Consider the following 17,812-nt stretch of genomic DNA (forward strand, 5'->3'; position numbering starts at 1 on the left):
CCAGTGTATCCGGCTGGATCTCTGCTTGTGAAACGGTAATATTTGCAAAGTGCTGTTAAAAAAATTGAAGGCAAAGCGATGTGGTCTGAATATTCTCTCGAGGTCGTTGATGCGGTGGCGCGCACCGGCAGTTTCAGCGCGGCGGCGCAGGAGCTGCACCGGGTGCCGTCGGCGGTAAGTTATACCGTGCGGCAGCTGGAGCAATGGCTGGCGGTGCCGCTGTTTGAGCGGCGTCACCGAGATGTGGAACTGACGCCGGCCGGCGCGCTGTTTATCAAGGATGCGCGAGCTGTTATCAAAAAAATGCTCGACACCCGCCGCCACTGTCAACAGGTGGCCAACGGTTGGCGCGGTCAGCTGAATATCGCGGTAGACATCATCGTCAAACCGCAGCGCAGCCGCCAGCTGGTGCTGGATTTCTACCGCCATTTCCCCGACGTCGAGTTGATGCTGCAACCCGAGGTGTTTAACGGCGTGTGGGATGCGTTGGTGGACGGCAGGGCGGACATGGCGATTGGCGCCACCCGCGCGGTGCCGGTCGGCGGCGGCTTCGCTTTCCGCGACATGGGGGATATGAACTGGCTGTGCGTAGTCAGCCCACAGCACCCGTTGGCGCAGCTGGCAGGGCCGTTGAATGACGATCGGTTGAGGCCGTACCCTGCGCTTTGTCTGGAAGACACCTCGCGCAATCTGCCCAAGCGCGTCACCTGGACGCTGGATAACCAGCGGCGGCTGGTGGTGCCGGACTGGACCTCGGCGCTCGACTGTTTGTGCGCCGGATTGTGCGTCGGCATGATGCCGGCGCATCTGGCGCTGCCGCGGGTGCAGCGCGGTGAGCTGAAGGCGTTGCAGTTGCAGCAGCCGTTTCCCGCCAGCCCCTGCTGCCTGACCTGGCAACAGGATAAACCGTCACCGGCGATGAGCTGGCTGCTGGCGTATTTGGGCGATGGCGAGACGCTGAATCAGGAGTGGCTGAGTGAGGCGGCACCGGAAGCCGCGCCGGCTTCCGGTAGGGAGGACGATCAGCGGCGGTAGTCGATGAACGGACCGTCGGCGACCGAACGGCGTTCGACCAGCTTCGGATGCACTTCGATCACCTGCGATTCTTCGCGCTTGCTGATGATGCGATCCAGCAGCATGGTGAAGGCCATTTCGCCCAGACGCTCTTTCGGCTGATGAATGGTGGTCAGCGCCGGGGTGAAGTAGCGGGCGTTGCGCACGTTGTCGTAGCCGATCACGGAAATATCCTGTGGCACCCGCAGCCCCAGTTCGTCGGCGGCGCAGATGGCGCCCATCGCCATGATGTCGCCGCCGCAGAATACCGCGGTCGGTCGCTGTTTCTGCGACAGAATTTGATGCATCGCCTTGTAACCGGACTCCGGCTCGAAGTCACCCTGGACTATCCACTCTTCGCGAATATCGATATGCGCTTCCTGCAGCGCCTTCATGAACCCCTGATGCCGACCGCCGCCGGTGTTGCGCGACAGTTGGCCCGGGATAGCGCCGATATCGCGGTGGCCGCGTTCGATCAGATAACGCCCGGCCAGATAGCCGCCCTCAAACGCGTTATCGATGATGGTGTCGGTGAAGTCGCCGCGCGCGGCGCCCCAGTCCATTACCACCATCGGGATGTTGCGGTAGTCTTCCAGCATGCCCAGCAGCTGATCCGGGTATTCGGAACACATGACCAGCAGGCCGTCGACGCGCTTTTGCGCCAGCATCGCCAGGTAGGCGCGCTGTTTGTCCAGATTGTTGTGCGAGTTGCACAGGATCAGGGTATAGCCTTTGCTGTAGCAGCTGTTTTCCACCGCCTCGATCACTTCGGCAAAGTAGGGCGCTTCGCTCGAGGTGGCCAGCAGACCGATAGACTTGGTGTGATTGACTTTCAGGCTGCGCGCCACGGCGCTCGGCGAGTAGTGCAGCTCTTTGATGGCGGCCCACACGGCCGCTTTGGTCTCTTCGGCGACGAAACGAGTCTTATTGATGACGTGCGAAACGGTGGTGGTGGAAACGCCCGCGCGTTTGGCCACATCTTTAATCGTTGCCATGTAAGGAATGACTCCTGAACTCACATGTTTACAGCATGTAAGTGTGATGTTAATCGTTTGCCTACGTAGATCCTTCTCCAGAGAAGCGAAAACTGAGTTTTTAGTGTTGAAGTCGTCAGCGCTTAATCAGGAGGGGCATGAATGCCGGTACGCAGTTGTGAACTGCGAATTTTGTCGCATATTGAACAAAAGTGGAAGAGGTAATCGAGATTATAAACCGGGAAATGATAACAAGATTTTATCGGCGAACTGTGGGAAAATGATTTGACGTACTAATTGTGCGCCTTTTATCCTTAGGAAAGCCCATTTTAAAGGAGTTGTCATGGATACCGATCTGAAGATGTCGCTGTTCACCACCGTTTGCGCATTGGCGATGATCATCGCTTTCAGCTTTGTCGCCGCGTTGAACTGATTTCCCGCCAGTTTTAAAAAAGGCGCAGCCAAGCTGCGCCTCATCACTCAGGCAAGGCCTGCGCTTACGCCAGGTTTTCCGCCGCGAAGGTCCAGTTGACCAACGCCCAGAAGTTTTCCAGGTATTTTGGACGCGCATTGCGGTAATCGATGTAATACGCGTGTTCCCACACGTCAACGGTCAGCAGCGGTTTGTCTTCGCCGGTCAGCGGGGTTGCCGCGTTGGAAGTGTTGACGATCGCCAGCGCGCCGTCCGGTTTTTTCACCAGCCAGGTCCAGCCGGCACCGAAGTTTTTCACGGCGGCATCGGTGAACTGCTCTTTGAACGCAGCGAAAGAGCCGAAGGATTTGACGATCGCCGCCGCCAGTTCGCCCTGCGGTTCACCGCCGCCCTGTGGCGACAGGCAGTGCCAGTAGAAGGTGTGGTTCCACACCTGCGCGGCGTTGTTGAACACGCCGCCGTTAGAGGTCTTGATGATCTCTTCGAGCGATTTGCCTTCGAACTCGCTGCCTTTCACCAGGTTGTTCAGGTTAACCACGTAGGTGTTGTGGTGCTTGCCGTAGTGGTATTCCAGGGTCTCGGCGGAGATGTGCGGCTCGAGCGCGTTTTTCTCATACGGTAATGCAGGTAATTCAAACGACATTGCTTCCTCCTTTACAGCGCCATTCAGCTTCTCGCCGGGGCGAACGCCGGATGGGCCGTTTTTTATTGTGGTCATTCAATCTTAACAATTTTCATCATAAAAAACAGGAGGAAAAGCGAGAAATGCGCGTGGGGGAGTGCGATGGGCGATAGCTTGAGCAGGCGGTTGCGGCCGAGGCCGCAACCGCGCAGAGCAGGGAATTAACGGATGGTTTTCGGCGTCACTACGCGGCGAGCGCCGATGTAGTGGTTCTGCCAATAGTCGTTGTCGAGCTGGCTGATGCGGATCTCTTCGCCGGTGCGCGGCGACTGGATGAATTTGCCGTTGCCGAGGTAGACGCCGACATGATCCGCCACGCCGCGGTTGTTAATGCGGAAGAACACCAGATCGCCGCTTTCCAGTTCGCTTTTCTTGATCGGCGCCGCGTCGCGCAGGTGATACATTTCGTTGGCGGTGCGCGGCATCTTGATTTTCACCACGTCTTTATAGGCGTAATAGATGAGGCCGCTGCAGTCGAAGCCGGTGCGCGGCGAGCTGCCACCCCAGCGGTAAGGCTTGCCCATCTGATCCATCAACTTGGCCATCGCGGTCTGCTTGGCGTGCTGGTAACGCTTTTTGTGCGCCGGGCTGAGTTTCAACGGTTTTTCATCACGCGCCAGCTTGGCGGTGGCCATACCGGCTTCGCGGTGGCGGCCATAGCCTTTTTTGTAGCCCTTTTTCGGCGGGGTGACTTTAATTTTGGCGGTTTTCTGCGCTTTGGCCTTGGGTTTGGCGCTGACGATCTTTTTCGCGCTTTTCTCGCTTTTGACCTTGGCGGTCTTGGTTTTTTTCTCGGGGGCCGTCACTTTGGCTTTTTTGGCGGCTTTATCCGCTTTCTTTTTTCTGCGGTCATCGGGCCGCGCTTCATTGGCATGGCTTTTACGCTGCTCGGCGGCAACACGCGCCTGTGGCGCAGCGTGCGCCAAATTGAAGAAGAGCTGCGTAAACAGCAGCGCAAAGAGCGTAAGAATTAAACGCATGTCGACGTCACCAACCTTGGCCCCGAAACGGATATCGAAAGAGTTACAGTATTCCCGAATTTCGCCATATAAAACAGCGAAGAACTCATAAATAATAATCCATATTGTGAGAAAACGTTAATGACATTTTTTTTGGTTTAAAATCAGCCTGTTGATGTATAAAAAAGCGCCAGGCGGCGGTAGCGGATATAATTAAGCCGCGCCGTCATCGCGGCGCAATATATTAGTGAAATGGTCGGATTAAAAATGTTATTCTCAACGTATGTTTTGACCGGAATGACGTGGCCGGTGAAACGCGATCGGCGGCGGGCGAATATCCTTGCAAAAGATGGCGTTTTCTTGCGACTGTTCCAGCCGCTACAATAGCCCGCGTGATGCATGTTGTAGCCATGAAATGTGGCTTGAGGAAGCAATAAATGACGACGACACTTGAAAAAATTCAGCACCAGATCGCTGAAAACCCGATTCTGCTGTACATGAAGGGTTCGCCAAAGCTGCCGAGCTGCGGCTTCTCCGCGCAGGCTGTGCAAGCGCTGTCCGCCTGCGGCGAGCGTTTCGCCTATGTGGATATTCTGCAAAACCCGGACATCCGCGCCGAGTTGCCAAAATACGCCAACTGGCCGACTTTCCCGCAGCTGTGGGTAGACGGTGAGCTGGTCGGCGGTTGCGATATCATCATCGAAATGTATCAGCGCGGCGAATTGCAGCAGCTGATCAAAGAAACGGCAGAAAAGTATAAAGCGCAGGAAGACCAGCAGTCTTAATCGACAGACTTGCGGTTATCGCGTAACGGGCGGCGCCAGTGCAAACTGGGCCGCCTTTTTTATTGGGCTTATTCGGCGAGATCGCCGGCGGGCAGCGGCCAGCCGCCGAGACGCTTCCAGCGGTTAACCAGCTCACAAAACAGCAGGGCGGTTTGTTCGGTGTCGTACAGCGCGGAGTGCGCCTGGCTGCTGTCGAACGGCATGCCGGCGGCGATGCAGGCTTTGGCCAGCACCGTTTGCCCCAGCACCAGGCCGCTCAGCGCAGCGGTGTCGAAGGTGGCGAACGGATGGAACGGATTACGCTTCAAACCGGCGCGTTCGGCCGCGGCCATCAGGAAGCTGTGATCGAAGTTGGCGTTGTGCGCGACGATAATGGCCCGGTTGCAACCGCGATCCTTGAGCCCTTTGCGCACCGCTTTGAAAATGGCGTGCAGCGCGTCGTATTCGCTGACCGCACCGCGCAGCGGGTTGTGCGGATCGATGCCGTTAAACGCCAGCGCTTCCGGTTGCAGGTTGGCGCCCTCGAAAGGCTCCACGTGGAAGTGCAGGGTTTCGTCGCGCTGCAGCCAGCCGTCTTCATCCATTTTCAGCGTCACGGCGGCGATTTCCAGCAGCGCATCGGTATTGGCGTTGAAGCCGGCGGTTTCAACATCTATTACTACGGGATAAAACCCACGAAAACGACCACTCAGGGCGTTAAGATCACTTTTTTCGGCCATCAGTTTCTTATCTTCATCGAATGCAGCGCGCATTATGGCAAATTTTGCGCCCGGTTGCAGGCGCTATCGCGCGGAGAATCAGCGGGGCGCAGGCGCGCCCCGAGAGAGGCTTAGTGGCCGAGGCCTTGGCCGGCGTGTTTGTTTTCGATCAGCTCGATTTTATAACCGTCCGGATCTTCGACGAACGCGATCACCGTGGTGCCGCCTTTCACTGGGCCGGCCTCACGGGTGACGTTGCCGCCGGCGCGGCGGATGTTGTCGCAGGTGGCGGCGACGTCGTCCACGCCCAGCGCCAGGTGGCCGAAGGCGGTGCCCATGTCGTAGCTGTCGGTGCCCCAGTTATAGGTCAGTTCGATAACCGCGCCTTCGCTCTCTTCCGTATAGCCGACAAAAGCCAGCGAGTATTTGTACTCCGGGTTTTCGCTGGTGCGCAGCAGGCGCATGCCTAATACCTTGGTATAGAAGTCGATGGAGCGTTGCAGATCACCGACGCGGATCATGGTATGGAGTAAGCGCATAATTCCTCTGAATTGACTGTGCCGTGGCAGACGGCGGGTGGATTGAAGCACAAGCGAGTATAGCCTTGTCCCGCAAGGGAATTCAACGTGACGAGTTGGTGACGATGTCACTTTTTGCCCCCTCGCCATGGGTGTTTAAATATTGATCGAGTGTACCGATCGATACGAAGTAATTGATCTGCACAATCAATTATCAATTCCGCGCGTAACCGTGTAGAAATTGACCTGTAGCAGATAACAACACCAGGGAACGTCGGCCCGCCTTGTGCGGGCCTTTTTGCGTGCATAAAAAAACGGCCAGGCGGTTGCGTGGCCGTTTAGGGTCAGGACGGGTTACTTCGTCAGAAACGGATAGTCGGTATAACCTTCGGCGCCACCGCCGTAGAAGGTTTCCGGCTTAGGTTCGTTGAGCGGGGCGTGCTGACGGAAACGCTCGACCAAATCCGGATTGGCGATGTAGCTGCGGCCGAAGGCCACCGCGTCGATGAAGCCTTTTTCGATCAACGCTTCGGCTTTTTCAGCGGTGTAGGCGCCGGCGCCGACGATCACCCCTTTAAAGTGGGCGCGCACCGAGTCACGGAAGGCGTCGGAATACGGTTTGCCGCCGGCCCAGTCCGGTTCGGAGATGTGCAGATAGGCGATGTTGCGTTTGTTCAGCTCTTCCACCAGGTACAGCGCCGCTTCTTCCTGATCTTCACCGTTGTCCAGGCCGTTGAACGGCCCCAGCGGCGAGATGCGGATGCCGATGTGCTCGGAGCCCCATTCTGCGATGGCGGCGTCGACCACTTCCAGCGTCAGGCGGGTGCGATTCTCGATGCTGCCGCCGTATTGATCGGTACGCTGGTTAGACGCCGGAGACATGAACTGGTGCAGCAGATAGCCGTGAGCCGCATGCAGCTCGATAAAGTCGAAGCCGGCTTCACGCGCGTTGGCGGTCGCCTGGCGGAAATCGTTGACGATGCCCGGGATCTCGCTGGTTTCCAGCGCGCGCGGCGTAGAGGTCGGTACGCGCACCCAGGCGCCGGTTTCGTCACGCACGGTGGTGCGGGTGTCTGCGTTGATCGCTGAAGGGGCGACCGGCGCTTGTCCGCCCGGCTGGAGGCTGGTGTGGGAGATGCGGCCTACGTGCCACAGCTGTACGGCGATGTGGCCGTTTTTGTCGTGTACCGCCTGCGTGATGTGTTTCCAAGCGGCGATCTGCTCCGGGGTATGCAGGCCCGGCGCACCGGCGTAGCCTTTCGCCTGGAAGGAAATCTGCGTCGCTTCGGTCACGATCAGACCGGCGCCGGCGCGCTGCGCATAATACTCCGCCATCAGCGGCGTGGGAATGTCGCCCGGTTCGATGCTGCGCAGACGCGTCAGCGGAGCCATAAACACGCGGTTGGGCAGGGTGACTGCGCCAACTTTCAGCGGAGAGAGCAATTTTTCAGTCTTCATAGTGCATCCTGTATTTAATAGACCGGTCGTCTAGTTATGGGCGATAAAAAAACACGAACTGCATTTTCACGAAAAAAGACGGTGGTGTTACGGCTGCGGCGGGCGCAGCAGCAACTCGATGCTTTCCAGCGCGCTGGTCAACGGGGCCAACGATCGCCGGATCTTGGCGCGCAGCGAGGCGCCGAGCCACAGGGCATACAGCGTCTCTGCGGTTGCCGCCGGGCTCATGGCTACCGACAGCGATCCCTCGGCGATGCCGCGCTCAATGGCCGCCTGCAGGTGGCCGATCACCCGGGCGGTCCCGGTTTCCAGCGCATGGCGCATCGGCTCCGACAGGTCGCTCACCTCGGCGGAGAGTTTCACCGCCAGACAGGCGTTATGACATTCGCTGCGGCAGTGGTAACTGATGGCCTGGGCGTAATACCCCAAGAGCTGGTGGCGGGCATCGGTGTGCTCGTCGGCAAACAGCTTTTGCATTTGCGCATCATAGTGAGCGAAATAGCGTTGCAGCATCGCTTCGCCGAAGGCTTCCTTCGAGCGGAAATAGTGGTAGAACGATCCTTTCGGCACGCCCGCCGTGGCCAGCAGTTCGCTCAGCCCCATGCCGGTAAAGCCCAGGCGCAGGCTGAGGGTTTCGCCGGTGGCGAGCAGATGTTCACGTGTATCCACGTTGCAATGCGTTGATTTGGTCATCATGGCGCCGAGCATAATAGACCGATTGGTCTAGGTCAATGGGAATAAAAAAACCGGCGCACAAAACGCCGGTTGGTCTCAGGCATTGTGCCTCAGCGGCACGCGCAAGTTAAGCGCTTACGCCGCGTTGCGGCAGCGTTGCAGAATATCCAACTGGGATTGATATTCACGCGTCTGCACATTCAGCATGCCCAGCAGGGTGTGGAACAGATTGTCCTGCGACACGTCGTCCTTTTCCGCCAGCGCGCTCAGGCACTGGCGATCAATGCCGAAATTGCGCTGATAGTCGGCCGACATCCACATCAGGAATGGCACGTGAGTTTGCTGGCTCGGCGCGAAGACATAAGGCGTGCCGTGCAGATACATGCCGTTTTCTCCCAGCGATTCGCCGTGATCGGACAGGTAGACCAGCGCGGTATTGAACCGGTCGTCATACTGCTGCAGCAGCTTGATGGTGGCATCGAGCATCGCGTCGGTATACAGGATCGAGTTGTCGTAGGTGTTCACCAGCTGTTCATGGCTGCAATCCTGGATCTGATTGCTGTTGCAGGTCGGCGAAAACGTCTGGAACTGCGGCGTGCTGCGGCGGTAATAAGCCGGGCCGTGGCTGCCCATCTGGTGCAACACGATCACGCCGTCGTCTTTCAGGCTATTGATGTAGTCGTTCAGTTTGTACAACAGCACATTGTCCATGCAAACTTCGCCGTCACAGTCCTGCGGCAGTTTCAGTTTGGTCATGTCGATGTGCGGCACCCGATCGCAGGCGCCTTTGCAGCCGCCGTCGTTATCGCGCCACAGCACGTTGACGCCGGCATGCGCCAGCACGTCGAGCATGCCTTCCTGGTGCGTCGCCTGAGTTGCGTCGTACGCTTTGCGCGGCATGTTGGAGAACATGCAGGGGACGGAGATCGCCGTTTCGGTGCCGCAAGAGCTGGCGTTCTTGAAATAGACCACGTTGTCCTGCTTGAGGCGCGGGTTGGTCTCGCGATCGTAGCCCCCGAGAGAGAAGTTTTCGGCGCGGGCGGTTTCGCCCACCACCAGGATCACCAGCGTTTTCTTGGCCTGTCCGGCGATCAGCGGCCCTTTGCGCGCGTCTTCACCGATCTTCACCAGCGGCAGATTGCGCGTGAAGTAGCGCTGCTCGGTAAACTTGATGGTGCCGGCGACGAAGTTGGAAGGCGTTAACATCTTCACCACGCTTTTATTGTTGCGGATCAGCGAAGCGTAGTCTTTGTAGAACAGCGCGGCGATGATCAGGATCACCACCAATGACAGCATGACGTTGGCGGCGCGCAGCCCAACCATGTACCACCAGGGGCGGGTCTGGCGAATATGGGTGAAGCAAACCGCCGCCGCCGGCAGGACGCCGAGCAGCGCCAGCCACAGCCCCATGCGCGGCGTCAGCAACGCCGTCGCTTCGTGGGTGTTGGTTTCAAAGGCGTTTTGCATCATGTTGCCGTCGATCACCACGCCATAGCTGTACATGAAATAGTTGGCTGCGGCGCTGCCGAGCAAGAAAAAGACGATCAGCGGTTTGCGCAGGTAGGGCACGGTCAACACGCTGAAGATAATATTCAGCGCACAGAAGATCACCACCGGCATGCTGGCGGCGAATATCACGCTGTGGACGCTATCGAAGGTGATATACGACCAGGCGCGATGCAGGAATAACGCGTTTTGGAACAGAGTGAAGAACAGGGCGGTGGCGAGGATAAAACCGAGGCTGTTGCACTGTAAGCGTTGACGTAACCACATTGCCAAATCTGGATCCTGAGAGTAGATAATGCCTTGAAATCTACCTGATGAAACTTAAGAAAACCTTAGAAATTCAGAATACTGGCGGCGGCGAACGCGGGAAAACGCCAGGCCGGTGGCCTGGCGGTGAGGGGAATTAGTAGGCGGCGGTGAATTGGGCGCGAATAAACTGAGGTTTTTCAATCTCATCGACGATAGCCACCGCCAGATCTTCCACCGAAATGCTGGCCGGCGCGTCGCCGTTCATCAGCAGCTGCGTGGTGCCGAGGCGGAACTGGCCGGTGCGTTTGCCCGGTTCCAGCAGGGCGGCCGGAGAGAGATAGGTCCAGTCGAGCGCTGATTCGTTGCGCAGTTTATTGCGCAGATCGCGCACCGCCTGCGCGCCGGGGCGGATATTTTCCGGGAATTGCGGCGTATCCACCAGTTCAACGCCCGGCGCCACTTCCAGGCTGCCTGCGCCGCCCACCACCAACAGGCGCTTGACGCCTGCCTGCTCGACCGCGGTAAGGATCTGCTGGGCGCCGCGCGTAGTCTTCTCATACAGGTTGTCTTCGCCCCAGCCGGGATTGTAGGCGCTGATCACCGCATCCTGACCGTGCAACTGCCCCGCCAGCCAGGCGGTATCGGCGACGTCGCCCAGCGCGACGGTCAGATTGGCGTGGTCCGGCAAATCTTTTTTCTGACGGGCGATCGCCGTTACCTGAATGCCGCGAGCCAGCGCTTCATCCACCACACGGCGGCCAACAAAACCGGTTGCTCCAATAATGGCTACTTTCATCTGTATGCTCCTTCAGGGATGGGTCAGTATCGTAAGGCAGGCCGATGTGCCTGCTGCGTGGGATCTACTCTAGTCCTTAACAATAGCCGTGATTAGTGCCATATTCATGCTTTCTTGATTAAGTAAAACTTCATAATCGTGGATAAACTCAATCGAATGGCGGTGTTCGCCACCGTGGTGGCGGAGGGATCGTTGGCCGGTGCGGCGCGGCGGCTGGGCATGACGCCGTCGGCGGTCAGTCAGCATATGCGCTCGCTGGAGAAGGCGCTCGGGGTGCCGCTGTTGCACCGCTCCACCCGCCGTCTGGCGTTGACCGAGGCGGGGGCGGCGTTTTATCCCGGCTGCGAGGCGATGTTGCAACAGGCGCAGCAGGCGGAGCAGCGGCTGGCGGAACTGCGGGACACGCTGGTGGGCGAGCTGCGCATCGCCACTCCGGTCGGCATCGGCGGCCGCTCGTTGGCGGAGGCGCTGGCGCCGCTGTTGCAGGCGCACCCCAAGCTGACGCTGCGGGTGCTGGCGGACGATCGCATCGTCGACATGATAGAACAGCGGGTCGACATTGCGCTGCGCGCCAATCGTCAACTGGCGGACGCCAATATGATCGCTCACCCGCTGACGGCGTGGCCGATGGTGCTGTGCGCGGCGCCGCGTTACCTCAGCCAGCATGGGGTGCCGGAAAAGCCGCAGGATTTGGTGCAGCACCGCTGGATCTCCAGCGGCTACAGCGGGGCCCATCTGGATTTGCTGCATCAATCCGGCCAGCAGGTCAAGCTGCGGCTGGCGGAGGGGCAGATCGTCAGCGAGAGCATGAACGTGATGCGCGCCTTTACCCGCGCCGGCCTGGGCATTTCCGTTCAGCCGCTGTATGAAATTGGCGACGAGCTGCAGCGCGGCGAGCTGTTGCTGCTGTTGCCGGAGTGGCGGCCGGCGCCGCTGCGGCTGCACGCGCTGACGCTGGAACGCACTATGCCGGAGAAAAGCCGCCAGGCGCTGCGCTATTTGCGCGACTATTTTCGCCGCAATGGCGAAAAGGGACTTGCCAGCGGCGGCGATGACGTCTTCAATTAGCAGGAGAATGCAGGAGGGCCTGTGGCACAGCAGCTTGAATTTTTCGACATCCCCAGCCCGTGTCGCGGCATTTGCCAGGCCGACGATCGCGGTTTCTGCCGTGGCTGCCTGCGCAGCCGCGAGGAGCGGTTCGGCTGGATGAGCATGAGCGACGCGCAAAAGCGCGAAGTGCTGCGTCTGTGTCGCCAACGTTTCCTGCGCCTGCAGCGCGCCAACAAAGCCCCCGACGAGCCGCTGCCGGAACAGCCTTCGCTGTTTTGACCCTTTCCTGATCTGCCGCACGTTCATGCGCCTTTGCGCTTCCCTGCGCCTCACCGGCTTGTGTATGCTGGCTGACAACTAATGTCATGAGGTTTTCGCAATGGTAGAACGCATTCGTCTCGCGCCGCAGGGGCCTGAATTTTCCCGCATGATTTGCGGTTACTGGCGGTTGATGGAGTGGGGCATGTCGCCGCAGCAGCTGCTGACGTTTATCGAACAGCACGTCGAACTGGGCGTCACCACCGTCGATCACGCAGATATCTATGGTGGTTACGCCTGCGAGCAGGCATTCGGCGACGCGCTGCGCCTGAAGCCCGCGTTGCGGCAGTCGCTGGAGCTGGTGAGCAAGTGCGGCATCGCCACCACCGCCAAGCCCGGCAACCCGATCGGCCACTACATCACCGATCGCGATCATATCGTACAGAGCGCGGAACACTCGCTGCGCCATCTGCATACCGACTACCTCGACCTGTTGCTGATCCACCGCCCGGATCCGTTGATGGACGCTGACGACGTGGCCGAAGCCTTTGTCGCGCTGCACAAAAGCGGCAAGGTGCGCCATTTCGGCGTCTCTAACTTTACGCCCGCGCAGTTCCAACTGCTGCAGTCGCGTCTGCCGTTCTCGCTGGTCACCAATCAGGTGGAAATTTCGCCGATTCACCAACCGGCGATCCTGGACGGCACGCTCGACCAGTGCCAGCAGCTGCGCATCAAACCGATGGCCTGGTCCTGCCTGGGCGGCGGCCGCTTGTTCAACGACGCCGAGTTCCAGCCGCTGCGCGACGAGCTGCAGCGGGTGGCGCAAGAGATCGGCGCCGAGACCATTGAACAGGTGGTTTACGCCTGGGTGATGCGCCTGCCGTCTTCGCCGCTGCCGATTATCGGCTCCGGCAAGATCGAGCGGGTGCGTTCGGCGTTGAAGGCGCAGAAACTGGCGCTGAACCGCCAGCAGTGGTTCCGCATTCGCAAGGCGGCGTTGGGGTATGACGTGCCCTGAGACGGGGTAGAAAGAGGAAAGCCGGGCGGCGAAAGCGCCCGGCTTTTTTTACGTCGCTCTTTAGGCCAACACCACCTGATCGGGGTTGAAATGATCGAGCGAGACGCCGATCAGCGTGACCTGGCTGTGGCCGAAGGCCAGCACCAGATCGTCGTTTTGCTGCGTGGCATAGTCGCGGATATTCCCGCTGGCGCCCTCGGTGCCGATAAATACCAGTTTGTCGGTGGCGTTGAAACCATACAGCTGGTCGCGGCCGAAATCGCCGCTGAACAGGAAGGTATTGCCGTTGCCGACCCCCTTCAGGATGTCATCGCCGCTGCCGCCGACGAAGGTCAGGTTGCCGCCGGCATGGCCGATCAGCGTATCGTTGCCGGCATTGCCGAACAGCCAGGCGTCGTGGCTGCGAGCCTGCAGGACGTCATCGCCGTCGCCGCCGGTGGTGGCAGCCGCATAGGCTTTGAGGCCCGAATCCGATTTCAATCCGGCGGCGGTCACCTGATGATCCACCTCTTTGCTGAAAATCAGCCAGGAGGTTTCTTTGCTGCGCAGGGTGCTGATGTCGTCTGCCAGCGTAATGCCGCCTTTGGCGTCGCGCAGGTAAAGCGTATTGCCGTCGTAGGCGACCTCGGTGTTTTTCAACGCCTGCTGGGTATCGAAGATATTGTGGCCTTTGCCGCCGGCGATCAGGTTATAGCCGCCGGCGTCGCGGAAGATATCGTCACCGTCGCGGCCCTCGAGATAGTCGTTGCCTTTGCCGCCCTTGATCAAATCATTGCCGTCGCTGCCGATGATAAACGTCGGCCCGCTGTGCGTTTCCGCGTTGCGGTTTAGATCTTCCACCCAGGTACTGCCGCGCGTGACGTTCGACAAGTTGGAGACGATGATGGTCGAGTCTTTGTCGGTCAGAGAATAAAACTCGGAGTTCAGCACCCGCATCAGGCCATCCTGATAGAAGAACGGCAGGTGGGATAGCCAGGTTGGAATGTTGAGAATGGAGAACGGCAACAGATTCCAGGCGTCCGACGCGTAGTGGTCGTTGAAGTTGACGATATTGTTGGTAGCGGAGGTATGCGGCGCATCGTGAACGCCCAATGACGGCAGGGTCAGCGAGGTGCCGTCGAGCGCGCGAAACACCGGATCGTTCTCATAGCCGATGTTGATCACCTTGCCGCCGGCTTCGTACTGGGTCGGCGAGGCGAAGGCGACATAGTTGGACTGCGCGTAGAAGCCGCCCCAGTTGGCGTCGCTCTGCGCCGCCATGCTGTTGACCGCCAGCCCGCCGAGGCTGTGGCCGCTGATCACCACGTCTTCGCCGCTCAGCCCGTGGGCCTGCGCGAATTTCGCCACGTCCCCCAGCAAATTGCCGAAGGCCTTCAGCGTATAGCCGTCGGCATAGCCTTTCGGCCCGAACCCGGCCAACAGATCGTTAATCACATCGCCGATGGTATCGCCGATCAGCGACTCGCGCGGGCCGCTGGTACCGCGAAATGAGATGCCAATGGCGGTGAGATTGCCTTCGCTGTCATATTTGCCCAGCACCTCGGCCTGAGCGGTGGTGTAACCGGCGGTTTCACCGTAGTAGGTGCCGCGCGCATCGGTTTTGCCGGCGTAACCCAACTGCGCGGCGTCGATCACTGACCAGCCGGCATTGTTCACCGCGTCCTGCGCGGCCTGTTCGGAGTCGGGGTTCCAGGGAAGACCGGGCAGGCCGCCCTGCGACTGGGTGCTGCCGATGAGCGCCGTGATCAGCGTCAGCGGCAGACCGAGGCCGAAACCGGTCTGGTGATAGCCTTCATCGAAGCCGTTATCGATATTGTGGTAAGCGTAGGTAGAGATGGCCAAGGCGTCGGAAAACAGCGCCTTTGACGCGTTTTCGTCCAGGTCCTTATAGCTAAAGATGCCCATATCAGTTCCTTATGAAGTATGCCGCCTGGCCGGGAAGTGAACTCTCGCGCGTCGGCGGTGGAAACAGGGAAACAACGTTAGCCGAACGACAGCTGGTCAGAGGACCAACATCGGTAGAATTATTATTGGTGCTAAATATTAGGCCCGCGAATCAAATTGGCGAGATTGTGCGTTGGTTAACAGTGCTGGCGCTGGCTCTCCTATACTGATAACTCGATATAGTCATTAAGGAGACTGATTGATGAAACGTTATTGGTATGCGGCGCTTGGCCTGATGGCCTGCGGGGCCGCTCAGGCGGCGACGGTTGACGTTGAGATGAACTTGGTGACCGGGCAGGGCATCGGCCAGGATATCGGCAAAGTGGCCATCAGCGAAACGCCTTACGGCTTACTGTTCACGCCGAGCCTGAAAGCCTTGCCGGCTGGGGTGCACGGTTTCCATGTGCATGAGAAAGGCAGCTGCGAGCCGGGCATGAAGGACGGTAAGGCGGTGGCGGCGCTGGCGGCCGGCGGGCATTTTGATCCGCAAAAAACCGGGAAACACCTCGGGCCGTATGCCGACGGGCATCTGGGCGATTTGCCGGCCATCTATGTGACCGCCGACGGCATGGCGAACGACCCGGTGTTGGCGCCGCGGCTGAAAAAAATCAGTGAAATTGAGGGCAAGGCGCTGATGGTGCACGCCGGCGGCGATAATCACTCGGATCATCCGCTGCCGCTCGGCGGCGGTGGTGAGCGCTTCGCCTGCGGCGTGATCAAGTGATCATCTGCCGCTGACGGCCGCTGTGGCGGCGGGCTGGCCAATGGCCTGTTGCAGTTGCTGCAGCGAGCAGTAGAGCCGCCAAATCAGGCCGGCCAGATCGCGCGCCGCCTGTTCCGGGTGGTGCGCCAGGGTGTTGCTCATGCGCAGCAGTTCTTGCAGCGTGGCGTCCAGCGAACTGTGCTGTACGCCTTTCTCCGTCATGATGCCGCGCAGGCAGTGGATACAGACGTTGCGCACCGCCGACAGCGGATCTGAGCGGGTTTGCCAGTCGCGCAGCTGCCAGACGATATGGCTGCAGTTGAGCAGCACCACGCCCCAGCGCAGCAACCAGGTGCGCGCCTCCTGATCCTGACTTTGATTGAGCTGGCTGATGCGATGGTAGATCAGCGATTCAAACTGGCTTTCGCTCTGCTGCGGCTTTTTGCTCAACTGATCGATAAAGTCGCGGCGCAGCGCGCGGATAATACGGCGGCTCTTTCGCTTGTCCGAGCTGGGGCGCAGGATCTGAAACGCCAGCCCGGCCAGCAGCACACCGACAATTTTACCGATGTTGTCATTGATAAAGGACTGGTAGTCATAGCTCGGCGGATTGCTGACGGTCAGAAATGAGCCCATAAAGACGATCAGCTGCCCCCAAAGCGCGGCATAAGGCGGATTCTGCAGCTTGAGCATCTGCATGGTCACCAGGATCGGGAACAGGAAGGCGCAGAACACCCAGAAATCGTCAATCTGGATCATCAAACCGAATTTCACCACGAAGCAGGCGACCGAGAGCAGCAGCACCGCCTTGAGCAAGGTGCTGACGCTGTTGATCGGCGAAGGCGTGGAGGAGTAGAGCACGCAGCTGATGGCGGTGAGCGTCAGCGCCGCGCTGCCGGCGTCCCACTGCGTGTTGATCCAGTAGGCGCAGCCGATCACGATGCATAAAAAGGTGCGCAGGCCGTTATAGGCGGCTTCGTAGCTGTCGGTATGGCGCGCCAGCGAGGTGACGCGCGGCGGCTGGAGATCGCTGACCGCCGTGGCGCTTTCCAATCGCTGCAGCCAGCGGTTGCAGCGCAGATAAAGCCAGCAGAAATCACGCAAACGCAGCCAGAAGGCGCGATGGCGGTAGTCCGCTGCATCTTGCGGGGCGATCTGCTGGAGCAGGCGCGCCAAGCGATATTTATCGGTGGCGGGATCGCGCAATTCATCCAGCAGTTGCGTCAGCACCGGCATCAGATTGGCGGGACGATCCGGCCAGTTCAGCAGCATGCGGCGCAGGCTGGAGATGACGCTGGTAATGCGCAGCTGCTGGTGCAGCAGATAGTTGAGCAGGTTATTTTGCCGCCGCAGGCGGTAGTGGCTCCAAAACGCCTGAATGCGCAGCAGGTTCATGGTCAGGATCTGGCCGATGACCCCTTCGTGCGAGGTGCGCATCTGCGCGGTGACCTCCGGCTGCCACAGCATGGCGGCGTGCTCCAGCAGCCGCTGCTGCATGCGCCGCAGCGAAGTCAGCAAGGCTTCGCCGTCGGAGGTGCTGGGCAGGATCATCATCATCAGCCCGCCGCACAGAATGCCGGTGATCACTTCGCAAACCCGCGCCTGGGCGATATCGAAGATCTGCTGGGTATCGGTGACGTTGACCGTACCGAAGGCGATGATGGCGGCGGTATAGCCCGCCAGCGCGAACGCGTAGGAAACGTTGTTTTGATAATGGTTGGAGATATAGGTGCATAGCCCGATCCAGGCGGCGATGAACAGCGTGAACAGCCAGGGATCGTTCAGGCAGTGGCCGGCGATCGCCACCGAGGCGGCGGCGCCCACCAGGCTGCCGAAGATGCGGCCGATGCTTTTGCTGATCACGCCGCCGATGGTGGGGAAGCTGACCACCGCGGCGGAGGTGAGCGCCCAATAGGGTTCGTCGAGCTCGAGCACGAACGCCACCCACAGCGCCAGACACATCGCCAGCGAGTTGCGCAGCGCATAGCGCCATTGGCCGCCGGTCGCCTTACCCCAGGGGGTACGGCTCCACTCCAGAAAGGGCAGGTTCACA

General features: G+C 59.5%; 18 protein-coding genes. 7 read left to right on the forward strand and 11 right to left on the reverse strand.

The window, feature by feature from the left end; all coding sequences use genetic code 11:
- Window positions 1-78 precede the first annotated feature (78 nt).
- Window positions 79-1,035, forward strand: coding sequence for a DNA-binding transcriptional activator PunR (gene punR / locus ACJ8IP_RS02685; protein WP_033642916.1), 957 nt, complete (start codon window positions 79-81; stop codon window positions 1,033-1,035).
- On the opposite strand, the gene purR is transcribed toward punR, so the two are convergent.
- The gene (gene purR / locus ACJ8IP_RS02690) at window positions 1,023-2,048 is read right to left on the reverse strand and encodes an HTH-type transcriptional repressor PurR (RefSeq protein ID WP_004931336.1); all 1,026 of its coding nucleotides are present in this window, start codon (window positions 2,046-2,048) and stop codon (window positions 1,023-1,025) included. The two genes, punR and purR, sit on opposite strands and share 13 nt — an antisense overlap.
- A 322-nt stretch (window positions 2,049-2,370) precedes the next feature.
- On the opposite strand from purR, the gene cydH reads away from it, so the two are divergent.
- Window positions 2,371-2,460, forward strand: a complete 90-nt coding sequence (gene cydH / locus ACJ8IP_RS02695) for a cytochrome bd-I oxidase subunit CydH (RefSeq protein WP_094143265.1) — start codon at window positions 2,371-2,373, stop codon at window positions 2,458-2,460.
- 64 nt (window positions 2,461-2,524) lie between these two features.
- Here cydH and sodB read toward each other — a convergent pair whose 3' ends face one another.
- Together sodB and ACJ8IP_RS02705 are read right to left on the reverse strand one after the other, a co-directional pair.
- Window positions 2,525-3,103, reverse strand: a complete 579-nt coding sequence (sodB, locus tag ACJ8IP_RS02700; protein ID WP_004931333.1) for a superoxide dismutase [Fe] — start codon at window positions 3,101-3,103, stop codon at window positions 2,525-2,527.
- A 200-nt stretch (window positions 3,104-3,303) separates the two neighbouring features.
- Complete coding sequence (locus ACJ8IP_RS02705) at window positions 3,304-4,122, reverse strand: C40 family peptidase (protein WP_042784370.1); 819 nt, start codon at window positions 4,120-4,122, stop codon at window positions 3,304-3,306.
- Window positions 4,123-4,538: 416 nt separating this feature from the next.
- Here ACJ8IP_RS02705 and ACJ8IP_RS02710 point away from each other — a divergent pair, with 416 nt between their 5' ends.
- Window positions 4,539-4,886, forward strand: a complete 348-nt coding sequence (locus ACJ8IP_RS02710) for a Grx4 family monothiol glutaredoxin (protein ID WP_004931329.1) — start codon at window positions 4,539-4,541, stop codon at window positions 4,884-4,886.
- Window positions 4,887-4,954: 68 nt separating this feature from the next.
- On the opposite strand, the gene rnt is transcribed toward ACJ8IP_RS02710, so the two are convergent.
- The 6 genes from rnt to ACJ8IP_RS02740 form a co-directional block, all read right to left on the reverse strand.
- Window positions 4,955-5,638, reverse strand: a complete 684-nt coding sequence (rnt, locus tag ACJ8IP_RS02715; RefSeq protein ID WP_016927925.1) for a ribonuclease T — start codon at window positions 5,636-5,638, stop codon at window positions 4,955-4,957.
- A gap of 77 nt (window positions 5,639-5,715) precedes the next feature.
- Complete coding sequence (gene gloA / locus ACJ8IP_RS02720; protein WP_033652600.1) at window positions 5,716-6,123, reverse strand: lactoylglutathione lyase; 408 nt, start codon at window positions 6,121-6,123, stop codon at window positions 5,716-5,718.
- Between the two features lie 333 nt (window positions 6,124-6,456).
- Window positions 6,457-7,560, reverse strand: coding sequence for an alkene reductase (locus ACJ8IP_RS02725; RefSeq protein ID WP_033642920.1), 1,104 nt, complete (start codon window positions 7,558-7,560; stop codon window positions 6,457-6,459).
- Between the two features lie 87 nt (window positions 7,561-7,647).
- The gene (locus ACJ8IP_RS02730) at window positions 7,648-8,268 is read right to left on the reverse strand and encodes a TetR/AcrR family transcriptional regulator (RefSeq protein ID WP_033642921.1); all 621 of its coding nucleotides are present in this window, start codon (window positions 8,266-8,268) and stop codon (window positions 7,648-7,650) included.
- 102 nt (window positions 8,269-8,370) lie between these two features.
- On the reverse strand, window positions 8,371-10,008 hold the full coding sequence (gene eptA, locus ACJ8IP_RS02735) for a phosphoethanolamine transferase EptA (protein ID WP_046898485.1): 1,638 nt from the start codon (window positions 10,006-10,008) through the stop codon (window positions 8,371-8,373).
- A 136-nt stretch (window positions 10,009-10,144) separates the two neighbouring features.
- A complete protein-coding gene (locus tag ACJ8IP_RS02740) occupies window positions 10,145-10,786 on the reverse strand; it encodes an NAD(P)-dependent oxidoreductase (protein ID WP_046686966.1) in 642 nt (213 codons plus the stop codon).
- 138 nt (window positions 10,787-10,924) lie between these two features.
- Here ACJ8IP_RS02740 and ACJ8IP_RS02745 point away from each other — a divergent pair, with 138 nt between their 5' ends.
- From ACJ8IP_RS02745 to ACJ8IP_RS02755, 3 genes are all read left to right on the forward strand, one after another.
- Window positions 10,925-11,854, forward strand: a complete 930-nt coding sequence (locus ACJ8IP_RS02745; protein ID WP_187174031.1) for a LysR substrate-binding domain-containing protein — start codon at window positions 10,925-10,927, stop codon at window positions 11,852-11,854.
- A gap of 21 nt (window positions 11,855-11,875) precedes the next feature.
- Window positions 11,876-12,115 (forward strand): DUF1289 domain-containing protein, encoded by a 240-nt coding sequence (locus tag ACJ8IP_RS02750; protein WP_019455980.1) that lies wholly within the window; start codon window positions 11,876-11,878, stop codon window positions 12,113-12,115.
- A 100-nt stretch (window positions 12,116-12,215) separates the two neighbouring features.
- On the forward strand, window positions 12,216-13,112 hold the full coding sequence (locus tag ACJ8IP_RS02755) for an aldo/keto reductase (RefSeq protein ID WP_033652596.1): 897 nt from the start codon (window positions 12,216-12,218) through the stop codon (window positions 13,110-13,112).
- 60 nt (window positions 13,113-13,172) lie between these two features.
- Here ACJ8IP_RS02755 and ACJ8IP_RS02760 read toward each other — a convergent pair whose 3' ends face one another.
- Window positions 13,173-15,017, reverse strand: a complete 1,845-nt coding sequence (locus ACJ8IP_RS02760; RefSeq protein ID WP_033652595.1) for a polyurethane esterase — start codon at window positions 15,015-15,017, stop codon at window positions 13,173-13,175.
- A gap of 241 nt (window positions 15,018-15,258) precedes the next feature.
- On the opposite strand from ACJ8IP_RS02760, the gene sodC reads away from it, so the two are divergent.
- Complete coding sequence (sodC, locus tag ACJ8IP_RS02765; protein WP_033642927.1) at window positions 15,259-15,780, forward strand: superoxide dismutase family protein; 522 nt, start codon at window positions 15,259-15,261, stop codon at window positions 15,778-15,780.
- Here the strand turns inward: sodC and ACJ8IP_RS02770 are convergent, their stop codons facing one another.
- Window positions 15,781-17,811: an FUSC family protein gene (locus ACJ8IP_RS02770; protein ID WP_197849654.1), complete on the reverse strand. Its 2,031-nt coding sequence runs from the start codon at window positions 17,809-17,811 to the stop codon at window positions 15,781-15,783.
- Window position 17,812 lies beyond the last annotated feature (1 nt).

Origin of the sequence: Serratia sp. CY52157 (assembly GCF_052168495.1) — a bacterium.
GTDB lineage: Bacteria > Pseudomonadota > Gammaproteobacteria > Enterobacterales > Enterobacteriaceae > Serratia > Serratia ureilytica.

Excerpts from the sequence above, each read along its gene's own strand:
- ACJ8IP_RS02730 (WP_033642921.1), bottom strand. The coding sequence starts at position 8,268 with ATGCTCGGCGCCATGATGACCAAATCAACGCATTGCAACGTGGATACA.
- ACJ8IP_RS02740 (WP_046686966.1), bottom strand. The coding sequence starts at position 10,786 with ATGAAAGTAGCCATTATTGGAGCAACCGGTTTTGTTGGCCGCCGTGTG.
- ACJ8IP_RS02725 (WP_033642920.1), bottom strand. The coding sequence starts at position 7,560 with ATGAAGACTGAAAAATTGCTCTCTCCGCTGAAAGTTGGCGCAGTCACC.
- sodC (WP_033642927.1), top strand. The coding sequence starts at position 15,259 with ATGAAACGTTATTGGTATGCGGCGCTTGGCCTGATGGCCTGCGGGGCC.
- rnt (WP_016927925.1), bottom strand. The coding sequence starts at position 5,638 with ATGCGCGCTGCATTCGATGAAGATAAGAAACTGATGGCCGAAAAAAGT.
- ACJ8IP_RS02755 (WP_033652596.1), top strand. The coding sequence starts at position 12,216 with ATGGTAGAACGCATTCGTCTCGCGCCGCAGGGGCCTGAATTTTCCCGC.
- punR (WP_033642916.1), top strand. The coding sequence starts at position 79 with ATGTGGTCTGAATATTCTCTCGAGGTCGTTGATGCGGTGGCGCGCACC.
- sodB (WP_004931333.1), bottom strand. The coding sequence starts at position 3,103 with ATGTCGTTTGAATTACCTGCATTACCGTATGAGAAAAACGCGCTCGAG.
- ACJ8IP_RS02760 (WP_033652595.1), bottom strand. The coding sequence starts at position 15,017 with ATGGGCATCTTTAGCTATAAGGACCTGGACGAAAACGCGTCAAAGGCG.
- ACJ8IP_RS02705 (WP_042784370.1), bottom strand. The coding sequence starts at position 4,122 with ATGCGTTTAATTCTTACGCTCTTTGCGCTGCTGTTTACGCAGCTCTTC.
- cydH (WP_094143265.1), top strand. The coding sequence starts at position 2,371 with ATGGATACCGATCTGAAGATGTCGCTGTTCACCACCGTTTGCGCATTG.
- ACJ8IP_RS02710 (WP_004931329.1), top strand. The coding sequence starts at position 4,539 with ATGACGACGACACTTGAAAAAATTCAGCACCAGATCGCTGAAAACCCG.
- purR (WP_004931336.1), bottom strand. The coding sequence starts at position 2,048 with ATGGCAACGATTAAAGATGTGGCCAAACGCGCGGGCGTTTCCACCACC.
- gloA (WP_033652600.1), bottom strand. The coding sequence starts at position 6,123 with ATGCGCTTACTCCATACCATGATCCGCGTCGGTGATCTGCAACGCTCC.
- eptA (WP_046898485.1), bottom strand. The coding sequence starts at position 10,008 with ATGTGGTTACGTCAACGCTTACAGTGCAACAGCCTCGGTTTTATCCTC.